10 protein-coding genes are annotated in these 14,096 nt (G+C 33.2%); 9 read left to right on the forward strand and 1 reads right to left on the reverse strand.

The features are described from left to right. Window positions 1-59: 59 nt before the first annotated feature. On the reverse strand, window positions 60-299 hold the full coding sequence (locus tag J8M14_RS21345) for a hypothetical protein (protein ID WP_211076861.1): 240 nt from the start codon (window positions 297-299) through the stop codon (window positions 60-62). Window positions 300-472: 173 nt separating this feature from the next. On the opposite strand from J8M14_RS21345, the gene J8M14_RS21350 reads away from it, so the two are divergent. The 9 genes from J8M14_RS21350 to prs all read left to right on the forward strand — a co-directional run bounded on the left by J8M14_RS21350 (window position 473) and on the right by prs (window position 14,055). Continuing rightward, entirely contained in the window at window positions 473-2,425 is a 1,953-nt protein-coding gene (locus J8M14_RS21350) for a peptidylprolyl isomerase (protein ID WP_211076862.1), read from the forward strand. Then, complete coding sequence (locus J8M14_RS21355) at window positions 2,426-3,274, forward strand: peptidyl-prolyl cis-trans isomerase (RefSeq protein ID WP_211076863.1); 849 nt, start codon at window positions 2,426-2,428, stop codon at window positions 3,272-3,274. It begins immediately after the preceding gene. Next, window positions 3,237-4,691, forward strand: a complete 1,455-nt coding sequence (locus J8M14_RS21360) for a peptidylprolyl isomerase (protein WP_211076864.1) — start codon at window positions 3,237-3,239, stop codon at window positions 4,689-4,691. Before J8M14_RS21355 ends, J8M14_RS21360 begins: the two co-directional genes overlap by 38 nt. A 1-nt stretch (window position 4,692) precedes the next feature. After that, window positions 4,693-5,649: a MoxR family ATPase gene (locus tag J8M14_RS21365; protein ID WP_211076865.1), complete on the forward strand. Its 957-nt coding sequence runs from the start codon at window positions 4,693-4,695 to the stop codon at window positions 5,647-5,649. Between the two features lie 199 nt (window positions 5,650-5,848). Next, window positions 5,849-6,259 (forward strand): hypothetical protein, encoded by a 411-nt coding sequence (locus J8M14_RS21370; protein ID WP_211076866.1) that lies wholly within the window; start codon window positions 5,849-5,851, stop codon window positions 6,257-6,259. Between the two features lie 625 nt (window positions 6,260-6,884). Then, window positions 6,885-9,662 (forward strand): bifunctional aconitate hydratase 2/2-methylisocitrate dehydratase, encoded by a 2,778-nt coding sequence (locus J8M14_RS21375; protein WP_211076867.1) that lies wholly within the window; start codon window positions 6,885-6,887, stop codon window positions 9,660-9,662. A 313-nt stretch (window positions 9,663-9,975) separates the two neighbouring features. Further along, a complete protein-coding gene (locus J8M14_RS21380) occupies window positions 9,976-12,243 on the forward strand; it encodes an aconitate hydratase (protein WP_211076868.1) in 2,268 nt (755 codons plus the stop codon). Window positions 12,244-12,339: 96 nt separating this feature from the next. Continuing rightward, on the forward strand, window positions 12,340-13,020 hold the full coding sequence (locus J8M14_RS21385) for an NUDIX domain-containing protein (RefSeq protein ID WP_211076869.1): 681 nt from the start codon (window positions 12,340-12,342) through the stop codon (window positions 13,018-13,020). Between the two features lie 213 nt (window positions 13,021-13,233). Then, window positions 13,234-14,055: a ribose-phosphate diphosphokinase gene (prs, locus tag J8M14_RS21390; protein WP_211076870.1), complete on the forward strand. Its 822-nt coding sequence runs from the start codon at window positions 13,234-13,236 to the stop codon at window positions 14,053-14,055. The last annotated feature ends 41 nt before the right edge of the window (window positions 14,056-14,096 follow it).

Here is a 14,096-nt window from a genome sequence, read left to right on the forward strand (position 1 = left end):
TTTTGCAAATATAAAAGGTCTAAATCAATATATGTGCCAAGGCATATTTTTTTTAAAAATTATTCGGTATACAGTTGCCCTCGATGTGGCTTTAATGCGTCTCTTACAGGTTTCATCTCTGAATCTGTTACTATCATAAATGCTATACTATGCATGTCATTTAAGTCCTGATGACCAGTTATGTCCAAAGATAATTTTTCTGAAACAATATATTCTTTTAAGTGAATTTGATGATGTTGTGCAGTTTTACTGGCACTAGGACCTCTAAAATCCCAAATGAGTTTTAATTTTCGTTCCAAAACATATTTTTAAAATGATAATATAATTACAAAACAAACTTAGTTGTTTATGAATAGATTATCAAAGTTTTAAAAATGAATACTATATACATTTTGCTTTCGTTAGTATTACGGCTTGTAAAACCTCTTAATATTGTTATTTTTGTCCATTAAGGGCTTTATTTTTTTAAATCATGCACAGAAAATCACTTTTATTTTTAATAGTAATTACTTTTTTTTCGTCAATTAATGCACAACAACAAGATGTGCTGCTTACTATTGATGATTCACCAGTCTATTCTAAAGAATTCAAAAGAGTATATCTTAAAAATATTGATCTTGTTAAAGATGAGTCACAAAAGGATATTGACGAGTATTTAGAATTATTTATTAATTACAAGTTAAAATTAGAAGAAGCAAAGTCGCAAGGATTGGATAAAAAAGAATCTTATCTTAAGGAGCTGGCAGGATACAAAAAGCAGCTTTCCTCAGGATATCTTACAGATTCTGATGCTTCTGAAGCTTTAGTCAAAGAAGCGTATAACCGATCTCTGGAAAGAGTGAATGCCAGTCATATTCTGATTAATGTAAAACCAAATGCTTCTGAAAAAGATACTTTGGCTGCTTATCAGAAAATAACCGAAGCGCGTAATAAAATTATTAATGGAGAAGACTTTAAAACTGTAGCAAATTTATATAGTGAAGATCCCTCGGTAAAACGAAATGCAGGAGATTTAGGATGGTTCTCAGTATTTAGAATGGTATATCCTTTTGAAGATGCCGCATATAAAACCAAAGTAGGAGATATTTCTGAACCTTTTAGAACGCAATTTGGTTATCATATTCTCAAAGTAAATAATAAAGAAAAAAAGCTTGGCGAAGTTACAGTTGCTCATATTATGGTAGCTATAAATAGCGAAAGAACCGAAAAAGGGGCAGAGGAAAGAGTTAATGAGATTAATCAGCAATTAAAACAAGGAGTATCTTTCGAATCTTTAGCCAAAGAATATAGTGATGATCGTAATACTGCAATTAACGGAGGTAAAATAAATAGATTTGGACAAGGAGCACTAAATTCCTTAGAATTTGAAAAGAACGCATTTGCTCTTAAGAAACCAGGAGAATTGTCTGAACCTGTTAAGACAAATTATGGATGGCATATCATTAAATTATTGGAGAAACACCCTCCAAAGACTTTTGATGAACAAAAAAGTAATTTGACCAAACAAGTGAAGCGTGATAGTAGATCTAAACTAGTTAGCAAATCTTTTATTAATTCACTTAGAAAAAAATATAAGCTAGAGCGTAATATAAAGGCAATTTCATATTTTAAAAAGACTATACCTTCTACGGTTCTTAATGAAAACTGGAATATTCCGGATACTGATAATGTCAAAAAAAATATACTAACGATAGGGAAACAATCGTATACTTATGATGACTTTGCACAATTTTTGAAAGAAAAAGGGGGAAGGGGAAGAAGTTATTCTGATACAGGTATTTTTGTAGAAGAAATGTATAATGATTTTGAAAGTATAAGATTACTGGGGTATTATGAAGAACACTTAGAAGAAGATAATGAGGATTTTGCCAATGTACTTGCAGAATATAGAGATGGACTACTGCTTTTTGATCTTATGGAGTCCAAAATATGGAATGCGGCTAAGACGGATTCGATTGGGTTACAAAAATTCTATGAAGAAAAGAAAAATAATTATGTTCAGGAAGAAACATATAAGGTGTTGAAAGCTTCTTCATCTGATCAGAAAACTGTGAATAAAATCAAAGAATTTCTTTTAGAAGGGAAAACAATAGATGATATAAAAAAAGAAATTAACTTGAATAAGAAGCCATCTGTAATTTTCTCTGAAGAAGAGTTAGTCAAAGGAGAAGATGCACTGCCAAAAGGTATGTTAGTAAAGGTTGGAGAAATAGGTGTTAATCAGGAAAATAATTATAATGTATTAATTCAGATAAAAGAAATACTGCCTTCTAGGATAAAATCTTTTGATGAAACTAAAGGTAAGGTAATTAATGACTTTCAGGAATATTTAGAAAGTAATTGGTTAAAACAGTTAAGAGAAAAATACACTGTAAAAGTGAATAAGAAAATAGTAAAAAGGATCAAAAAAGATATTTCAATATAAATGCGATATATTATACTAGTATTACCACTTTTTATAAGTGTTTCTTGTGCAAAATTTAATAAAAAAACTGCTCAAGAGGCTATTGCGAGAGTAAATGATTTTTATCTATATCAAGAGGATATTAAAGATTTGGTGCCAAAGGGAGCATCAAAAGATGATAGTACCAGTATTGTGAATAATTATATCAATACTTGGGCTACAGAAAGATTATTTATAGATCAAGCGAAACGTAATCTTACAGAAAAAGAGTTAAAAAACTTTGATGAACTTGTAGAAGACTATAAAAATACATTGTATATCAATGCGTATAAAGATGCTGTGATCACCAAATCAATCAATATGGAGATAACAGATCAGGATTTACAAACTTTTTACGAACAAAATAATGAAAATTTTAAGCTTCAAGAGGAGATAGTAAAGTTACGTTACTTACATTTGCCAACCGATTATGGTAACACTGTTGCAACGCAACAGAAATTGATTCGTTTTAATAATGAGGATAAAGAATACTTAGATGGTATAAAGCAGGAGTATATGGCTTACTCATTTAATGACTCAACTTGGGTTTCTTTCGATTTAGTGCTTAATAAAATGCCTATTCTTAAGAAAAGAAAAAGGAATGAGGTATTACAGAATAAAAAATATATTAGACTTCGTGATAGTACAGGGGTTTATATGTTTAGAATTCAGGAAGTATTAAAAAGAAATGAAAAAGCTCCTTTGCAGTATATGAAATCAACGATACGGCAAATTATATTAAATCAGCGTAAGCGAGAATTGATAAAGAATTTAGAAAAGGATATTACAAAAGATGCAATTACAAACAAACAATTTGAGGTCTTCAATTAAAGCCAAAACATTTTTAATGCTACTTTTTGCAGGATGCATAGGTATGCAAATAAATGCACAAGAGATTATTGAAGATGAGAAAAAGGAAGATGTGGCAGAGAATGTAGATGTACAAACTCAGTCTCAGAGAATTAAGATAGATGGAGTAGCAGCTGTGATTGGCGAGCATGTAATTTTGGATAGTGATATAGATATTGCATATCAGCAGTTAATAAGCGAAGGTGTTTCTGCTCAGGATGTTGGTCGTTGTCAATTAGCAGGAAGTTTATTCGAAAATAAATTATATGCGCATCATGCAGTTCAGGATAGTATTATTGTTTCTGATGCAGAAGTTAATGCTATGGTAGATCAGCAATTAAGCTATATGACCAGAGAATTGGGTACATTAGAAAAAGTACTTAAATTCTATAAAAAAGACGATGTTGAAGATTTTAAAAAGGAGCTTTTTGATATCAATAAATCCAATAAGCTTGCAGACAATATGCGTTCTAACATCATTCAAGATGTAGAAGTTACTCCAGAGGAGGTTAGAGAGTTTTTTGATGATATACCAGAGGCAGAAAGACCACTATTTGGTACAGAGTTAGAATTAGCGCAGATTGTTATTGAGCCTAAAATCCCTGAAGAAGAAGAGCAAAAAGTAGTAGATCGACTTAAACAGTTCAGAACTGATATTGTAGAAAACGGAGCAAGTTTTGCTACAAAGGCTGTATTGTATTCTCAGGATCCGGGTTCTAAACCGACTGGGGGTAAATACTCCATTAATAGACAAGCGCCATTTGCAAAAGAATTTAAAGATGTAGCATTTAGTTTACAAGAAGGAGAAGTAAGTGAGCCTTTTAAAACTGATTTTGGATGGCATATTGTAAAAGTAGATAAGATTAGAGGCGAAGAGGTCGATGTAAGACATATATTGTTGGTTCCCGAAGTTACTAGTACGAGTGTTTCACAGGCAAAAAAACTTGTTGATTCTGTAAGAACCAGTATTGTTTCGGGATCTATTGAATTCAAGGAAGCTGCGAGAAAGTTTAGCGATGAGAAAGAAACACGTGAGGATGGGGGGCAATTAATTAACCCTACAACTGGAGATTCTCGTTTTGAACTTACCAAAATAGACCCTATATTGTACGATCAAGTATCCAAATTAAAAACCAATGAAGTGTCACTGGTTATTCCTGATCAGGATCGTCAAGGACGAAAAAAGTATAAATTAATTACGGTACTTAATCGTTTTGATGAGCATATTGCAGATTATGCTAAAGATTATTTGAAAATTCAGGAATTGGCGCTTAGAAAAAAGCAAATTGAGACAATTCGTAAGTGGCAAGAAGAAAAAATTACAGATACTTATATAAAAATTAATGGAGAGTACAGAGACTGTGAGTACAGTGGTAACTGGTTAAAAAAAGAAAAATAGTATGTCAGACGACGTTGCAGCAGTAAAAAAACTGGTAAGCAAACATGCCGAACTCAAAAAAGAAATTGCAAAAGTAATTATAGGTCAGGAAGAAGTAATCGATCAGATACTTCTTTCTATATTTTCAGGAGGACATGCTTTATTAATAGGAGTGCCGGGATTGGCTAAAACCTTAATGGTTAACACAATTTCTCAAGCCCTAGGTTTGGATTTCAAGAGGATTCAGTTTACTCCTGATTTAATGCCTAGTGATATCTTAGGAAGTGAAATTCTGGACGAAACACGTCACTTTAAATTCATTAAGGGACCTGTGTTTTCAAATATTATTCTTGCAGATGAGATTAATCGTACCCCTCCAAAAACACAAGCTGCATTGTTAGAAGCTATGCAAGAAAGAGCGGTTACTGTGGCGGGGCATCATTATAAATTAGATTTGCCTTATTTTGTGCTAGCAACGCAAAATCCAATAGAACAAGAAGGAACATATCCCTTACCAGAAGCTCAATTAGACCGTTTTATGTTTGCTATAGAGCTAAAATATCCTAGTTTTCAGGAAGAAGTAGAAGTAGTTAAAAGAACTACAGGTGATACTTCCGAAAAAATTAATCCACTATTTACGTCTCAGGAGATCATTGATTTTCAGCATTTAATTCGTCGCATACCAGTTGCAGATAATGTGATAGAATATGCAGTAAGTATGGTTGGTAAAACTAGGCCTGACAACGAGAATGCTGCAGAATTGGTCAAAAACTATATTGATTGGGGTGCAGGACCCAGAGCTTCACAAAACCTTATATTAGCAGCTAAAGCTAATGCGGCAATTAAAGGTAAATTCTCACCGGATATAGAAGACGTACAGACTGTAGCAACAGGTATTCTTCGTCATCGTATGATCAAAAACTACAAAGCAGAAGCAGAAGGTGTTAGCATCGAAGATGTTATCAAGAGTTTGTTTTAAGTAAGAAATGTTATAAGTACAATATTGAGCAAAAGATCAGTTATTTAGTTTAGGAGTATAAAATTTAGAAAATTGTATTGTGAAAGGTTCAATTTGTGTCAAGCAGATTAAACCTTTTTCATTTCTTAGAGTCTAATCATTAAATCTAAAAATAATAATAGAAGTTATGATTAAAAAAGTGTTTATATTAATATGTATTATGAGTGCAGGAATTGCATCATTATCCGCACAGACAGAAGAGAGACGTGGACCGAAAAAGGAGTTAAGAAAAGAATTTCATGAGAGTCTTTCTGATACTCAAAAAGAACAATTAGAACAACATAAAACATTGCATAAAGAACAAAAAGCAACTTTTGAAGCTACCTATACAGAAGAGCAATTAGCTATTACTAATGATAAGAGTCTTTCAAAAAAAGAAAAGAAAAAAGCACTAAAAGAAACTTTGTCAGAGGAACAAAAGGCTTTAAGAAGTAAGCATAAAGAAACTATGAAAGCTGAGAAAGATAAGTTTGTTGCTTCTTTAAATGAAAATCAGTTAAAAATGCATGAAGAGCTAAAAAGGCATAGAGGAAAAGGTAAAAGGCATAAAAGAAGAAAATCAGAAGATTAAATCTTATTAATGGATTAATGAAAAGTGGAGTCTAACAGGCTTCACTTTTTTGTTTTATGCTAAAATTTGACATTTTTTAGTGGTATTTAGAATAGTTTACTATAACGTTTTCGTAAAATTATAAATCAACTGTCATTTTCTTTTCAATTTTTTTAATGATTTCATAGTTTTCATAAATAGAATTTATGAATTTGAGGAAATGTAAGTGCTGTTTTTTTGAAAAATGTAAAAAGAAGCTATTAGAAGTATTCATTTAATAAAATCCTTTAAAAAGCTTATTTTTGTTGGACTTTTCAAAATATAAAACACAAATATATGGTATTCGATATCGATATGATAAAAAAGGGTGTGTGCCTAGGTTGACGATCGAGTAGATGCTGTTATTAAAGCGACTGGATATCATTTAAAGTTAATAGAGAAAATTTTATGTTCACACTTTTGAGAAGTTAAAACTAAGTAAGGATGTAAGGAATATGTTGATTTCAATAAAGATCTTATAGTTAACCATCATACAATTATATAAATGGAGTTATTGTATTGTAATGTATGGCGTCAAGAAAAAAAGAAATTTATGGGTTATTTATATACTTACATTTAACATTAAAAGAATTCTATTATATATTATATGAGCATTTATAACAATTACATCAAGGAAATTGAAGAAAGAAAATCTCAAGGGTTACACCCTAAACCAATTGATGGAGCTGAGTTATTAAGCGAAATTATTTCGCAAATTAAAGATAAAGATAACGCACATCGAGAAGATTCTCTTAACTTTTTTATTTATAATGTTTTACCAGGTACAACAAGCGCTGCCGGTATAAAAGCTAAATTTTTAAAAGAAATTATTCTTGGTGATTTTGTTGTTGAAGAAATTACACCAGCCTTTGCATTTGAACAATTATCTCACATGAAAGGCGGCCCTTCGGTAAAAGTATTATTAGATTTAGCTTTAGGAAATGATGAAGCTATTGCACAAGAAGCTGCTAAAGTTCTGAAAACACAAGTTTTCTTGTATGAAGCAGATACTGAGCAGTTAGAAAAAGCATACAAAGCGGGGAATCCTATAGCTAAAGAATTATTAGAAAGTTATGCAAAGGCTGAGTTCTTTACTTCTTTACCAGAAGTTGATGAAGAAATAGAAATAGTAACATATGTAGCTGGTGTAGGTGATATTTCTACAGATTTATTATCTCCAGGAGCAGATGCACACTCTAGATCAGATCGTGAATTACATGGGCAATGTATGTTTGAGCATAATAAGGAAATGCAACAAGAACTATTGGCTTTAAAAGAAAAACACCCTGATAAGCGTGTGATGTTGGTAGCTGAAAAAGGGACTATGGGAGTTGGTTCTTCAAGAATGTCTGGAGTAAACAATGTAGCGTTATGGACAGGTATTTCTTCTAGCCCATATGTGCCATTTATTAATATTGCTCCAGTAATTGCAGGTACTAATGGGATTGCTCCGATTTTCTTAACTACGGTTGGGGTAACTGGTGGTATTGGTATCGATTTAAAAAACTGGGTAAAGCAAAAAGATGCTGATGGTAATACGATTGTAGATGAAGATGGTGAACCTATACTGAAAGAAGTATACTCTGTAGCTACTGGTACAGTACTTACTATAAATACAAAGACAAAGAAATTATATAACGGAGACAAAGAATTAAAAGATATTTCTACAGCATTAACTCCACAAAAAATGGAGTTTATAAAAGCTGGTGGTTCTTATGCAGTTGTTTTTGGTAAAAAACTACAAACTATAGCGTGTAAAATTTTAGGAATAGATATTCCTCAAGTATATGCTACTTCAAAAGAGATTTCTATTGAAGGGCAGGGATTAACAGCAGTAGAAAAAATATTTAATAAAAATGCAGTAGGAACTACGCCAGGAAAAACATTACACGCAGGTTCTAATGTTCGTGTTGAGGTAAATATTGTAGGCTCTCAAGATACTACAGGATTAATGACTTCTCAAGAATTAGAGATGATGGCTGCAACAGTTATTTCTCCAATTGTTGATGCGGGTTATCAATCAGGTTGTCATACAGCTTCAGTATGGGATGATAAATCTAAAGCTAATATCCCAAGGTTAATGAGCTTTATGAATGACTTTGGATTAATTACAGCTCGTGATCCTAAAGGGCAATACCATGCGATGACAGATGTAATTCATAAGGTATTAAATGATATTACAGTAGGTGATTGGGATATTATTATTGGTGGGGATTCACACACTCGTATGTCAAAAGGAGTTGCTTTTGGAGCAGATTCAGGAACAGTTGCCTTAGCTTTAGCAACAGGTGAGGCTACAATGCCAATTCCACAATCTGTAAAAGTAACTTTTAAAGGAGATATGAAAAGTTACATGGACTTCCGTGATGTAGTTCATGCAACACAACAACAAATGTTAAAGCAATTTGGTGGAGAAAATGTATTCCAAGGTAGAATCATTGAGGTGCATATTGGCACGTTAACTTCTGATCAAGCATTCACATTTACAGATTGGACTGCAGAGATGAAAGCGAAAGCTTCAATCTGTATTTCAGAAGATGAAACATTAATCGAATCCTTAGAAATAGCTAGAGATCGTATCCATATTATGATTGAAAAAGGGATGGATAACGAAAAGCAAATGCTACAAGGTTTAGTAGATAAAGCAAATACTAGAATTCAAGAGCTTAAAACTGGTATAAAATCAGCTTTAAAACCTGATGCTGACGCTAAATACTATGCCGAGGTAGTTATTGATTTAGATGAGATTGCAGAGCCTATGATAGCGGATCCAGATGTGAACAATGAGGATGTTTCTAAGCGTTATACACACGATACCATCAGACCTTTATCATATTATGGAGGTACTAAGAAAGTCGATTTAGGATTTGTAGGATCTTGTATGGTTCACAAAGGGGATATGAAAATTTTGGCTCAAATGCTAAAGAACATAGAGGCGCAAGAAGGTAAAGTTGAGTTTAATGCTCCATTAGTAGTTGCTCCTCCAACATATAATATTGTTGATGAGTTAAAAGCTGAAGGCGATTGGGAAGTGTTACAAAAATACTCGGGCTTTGAGTTCGATGATAGCGCACCAAAAGGTTTAGCACGTACTAAATATGAAAATATGCTTTATTTAGAGCGTCCAGGATGTAACTTATGTATGGGTAACCAAGAAAAAGCAGAGCCTGGAGATACGGTAATGGCAACTTCTACTCGTTTATTCCAAGGAAGAGTTGTAAAAGATTCTGGTGAGAAAAAAGGAGAGTCTTTGTTATCATCTACGCCAGTAGTAGTTTTGTCCACAATTTTAGGAAGAACTCCTACGATGGAAGAGTATGAAGCTGCAGTTGATGGTATTGTATTAACTAAATTTAAACCATCTCAAAAACAATTAGTTATATAATCGAAGGTTTATCATAATAATTTAAAAGCCTTAGTATTTGTTATACTAAGGCTTTTTTGTGTATTAATAAGTGGTATTTCGGTTTTTGTAATAGACTTTCTATCAAGCAATAGTTTGTTTAGTTAATCGGGTTTAAAATTACTCTCTTTTATTTAGTTTTTGTGATAACTATTTTGGTTTTTGAAATGTTCATTATTGGGGTAACATACTTTTTTTTATAATCATTCTATATTCTTTATATCCTTTTCGTAGTCACTCTATATTTTGTATCTTGAAGTTCTTAAATAAAATAACAGAAATATATACAAGTCTTATGGCATTCGATATCGATATGATAAAAAAGGTGTATGCTCAGGTTGCAGAACGAGTAGATGCCGCACGAGGAGTAACCGGAAAACCTTTAACACTATCAGAGAAAATTTTGTACTCACATCTTTGGGACGTTAAGACAAAAAAAGCGTTTACCAGAGGAAAAGATTATGTTGATTTTGCTCCAGACCGTATCGCGTGTCAAGATGCAACGGCTCAGATGGCATTATTGCAATTTATGCAAGCAGGAAAAAAGAAGGTTGCTGTACCAACTACAGTGCACTGTGATCACTTGATCCAAGCCAAAGTTGGTGCAGATAAGGATTTGCAATCTGCTATGAATACTAGTAGCGAAGTGTTTAATTTTTTAGAATCAGTATCTGATAAGTATGGAATTGGATTCTGGAAACCTGGAGCCGGAATTATACATCAAGTAGTACTCGAAAATTATGCATTTCCTGGAGGTATGATGATCGGCACGGATTCTCATACAGTAAATGCCGGAGGATTAGGAATGGTGGCAATTGGTGTTGGTGGAGCTGATGCTGTAGATGTAATGGCAGGAATGCCTTGGGAGTTGAAGTTTCCTAAATTAATAGGTGTAAAATTAACGGGTAAACTTTCTGGTTGGACAGCACCAAAAGATGTGATTTTAAAAGTGGCCGAGATTCTTACTGTAAAAGGTGGAACTGACGCTATTGTAGAATATTTTGGTCCGGGAGCGACGTCAATGTCTTGTACTGGAAAAGGAACCATTTGTAATATGGGAGCCGAAATTGGTGCTACAACATCTACATTTGGTTACGACGAATCCATGGAACGTTATTTGCGTGCCACAGAAAGAGCTGAAGTAGCTGATGCTGCTAATAAAGTAAAAGAGCATTTAACGGCAGATCCAGAAGTATATGCAAATCCTGAGCAATATTTTGATCAAGTTATAGAAATTAATCTGTCGGAATTAGGGCCCTTATTAAATGGGCCGTTTACTCCAGATTTATCAACAGAAGTTGGTATAGCAATGACAGATAAAGCAAAAGCTAATGATTGGCCATTGCAGGTAGAATGGGGATTGATTGGTTCTTGTACCAATTCTTCATATGAAGATTTATCACGTGCCTCTTCTATCGCGCAACAAGCGTTGGATAAAGGTTTAAAAATGAAATCAGAATTAGGAATTAATCCTGGTTCTGAACAAGTAAGATATACAGCTGAGAGGGACGGTATTCTTGGAATATTTGAAAAACTAGATGCTAAAATTTTTACAAATGCATGTGGACCGTGTATCGGACAATGGGCAAGATATAGTGACCCTAAAAATGCCCCTAAGAATAGTATCGTTCACTCTTTTAATAGAAACTTTGCGAAACGTGCAGATGGAAATCCTAATACGCATGCTTTTGTAGCATCACCGGAGTTAACGGCAGCAATTGCTGTTTCCGGGCGATTGGATTTTAATCCGTTAACAGATAAGTTGCTTAATGAAGATGGACAAGAAGTAATGTTTGATGAACCAACTGGATGGGAATTACCTCCCAAAGGGTTTGAGGTTGAAGACGCAGGATATCTGGCACCTCAAGAAGATGGTTCAAATGTTGAAGTCAAGGTCAGTCCTACTTCGGAAAGACTGCAATTATTAACTCCTTTTGAACCAATAGGAAATGAAATTAAAGGAGCTAAATTATTGATAAAAGCTTTTGGTAAATGTACCACAGATCATATTTCTATGGCAGGACCTTGGTTACGTTATAGAGGACATTTAGATAATATTTCTAATAACTGTCTGATTGGAGCGGTAAATGCTTACAATAAGAAAACCAACTTTGTGAAAAATCAGTTGAATGGTGAGTATGATGGGGTTCCTAATGTACAAAGAGCTTATAAAGCTGCAGGAGTTCCTACGATAGTTGTGGGGGATCATAACTATGGAGAAGGATCTTCTCGTGAGCACGCTGCAATGGAGCCAAGACACTTAGGTGTTGTTGCGGTAATTGTAAAATCGTTTGCCCGTATTCACGAAACAAACCTTAAAAAACAAGGTATGTTAGGGCTTACGTTTGTAAACGAAGCGGATTATGATAAAATCCAGGAAGATGATACTATCAACTTCTTAGACTTAGATGCTTTTGCACCAGGAAAAACTTTAAATATAGAGTTTGTTCATGCAGATGGTTCTAAAGATGTGATCGAAGTAAATCATACTTATAACGATTCACAAATAGAATGGTTTAAAGAAGGTTCTGCTTTGAATTTAATTAAAAAGCAAAACGCTTAAATTTTAAATAATATAAAATTATATTGAAAACTCCCGAAGATGATTCTTCGGGAGTTTTTGTTTTATAAAGAGTTGTAATTTTGTAATTTTGCGTATATGGTACGCCAAAATATTAAAGTAGCGGTAGATGCAGTAGTCTTTGGGTATAAAGATAAAGCATTGCATGTACTTTTAATTAAAAGAGATGTAGACCCCTTTAAGGATTCGTGGGCTTTACCCGGTGGTTTGGTTTTAGAAGATGAAAGCCTGGAAAATGCTGTAGAACGTGAACTTAAAGAAGAGACGAACGTTACCGTAGATTATTTAGAACAACTATACTCTTTTGGAAAACCTGATAGGGATCCTAGAAATCGAGTGGTAAGTGTTACCTATTTTTGTCTTGTAAAACCAGAACATCATAATATAAAAGCAGATACCGATGCAAGTGATGTAGCTTGGTTTGATATCAATGACCTTCCTGAGTTGGCTTTTGATCATGCTACCATATTGGATATGGCCAAAAAACGACTACGTAATAAATTGACCTATGAACCTATAGGTTTTGATTTACTTGCTGATAAGTTTTTATTCTCTGATTTAGAGAAATTATATATGACTATTCTGGATAAGCAAATCGATCGTAGAAATTTTAGAAAGAAGATTCTAAGTTTTGGTATCTTAGAAGAACTAGAAGAAAAAATATCAGAAGGAAGAGGGAGACCTGCAAACCTCTTTAAATTCAACCAGAAACAATACTTCCAGCTTAAAGAAGAGGGCTTTCTTTTTGATATAAAGTAAGCTCTTACTTTAAAAGTAATCATTGCCAAAATAAAGGTTCCTTCCCTTGCAAGGGAAGGTGGATTTTCTAAAATAATTTTGTTTTAGAAAAGACAGAAGGGTTGAGTAATTCTGTTGATTCAAAGCTTATCAAACATTTTTATTGTATTTTTTACGCAAAATATTTTGTTGATATAAGGATCTCTTTTATATTTGCGTAAAAATAACACAATTATGCAGTATTTACATTTAGATCCATCATTTACTCCTTTCGGTACATCTATAGCGTTTACTTCTTTTGTTTTTAATGGAGGAGAACCCCATATTAAGATCTCGGAGGAATCTATTGGAAACGAAGTAATCATAACACATCGATTGAATTCATTTAATGATGTTGGTTTGTTGTTAGTTGCTACAGATGCATTACGTAGAATGGATGTGAAATTAATTAATGTACTCATTCCATATTTTCCGGCAGCTAGACAAGATCGTGTGATGGTATCTGGAGAATCGTTAAGTGTAAAAGTCTATGCAGATATTATAAATGCGCAAAATTATAATCTGGTAACAGTTTTTGATCCACATTCTGAGGTGACTCCAGCGTTGTTAAATAATGTAAAGGTGATCCAGAATTATGAATTCGTAAGACAATGTTTGGATTATATTAAAGAAGATGTTGTGTTGATATCTCCTGATGGAGGTGCTTTAAAGAAGATTTATAAAGTATCTGAGTATTTAGGTGGAATAGAAGTGATAGAATGCTCTAAAAAAAGAGATGTAAAAACAGGAAAGCTTTCTGGATTTAGAGTATATGAAGAAGATCTGAAAGGAAAACATTGTGTAATTGTAGATGATATTTGTGATGGAGGAGGAACATTTTTAGGACTAGCAACCGCATTAAAAGAAAAAAAAGCTGGAAAATTAAGTTTAATTGTAAGTCACGGAATTTTCAGCAAAGGTTTTGAAACATTAAATAAGTCTTTTAACACTGTCTTTACGACGAATTCTTTTAGAGATATAGAAGAGGAAAAAGTGGTGCAGTTTTCCTGCATATAGATTTTTTGAACGTCCTACTGAAATTTCAACGTAAAAAATGA

Source organism: Aquimarina sp. MMG016, from assembly GCF_018100805.1.
Lineage (GTDB): Bacteria > Bacteroidota > Bacteroidia > Flavobacteriales > Flavobacteriaceae > Aquimarina.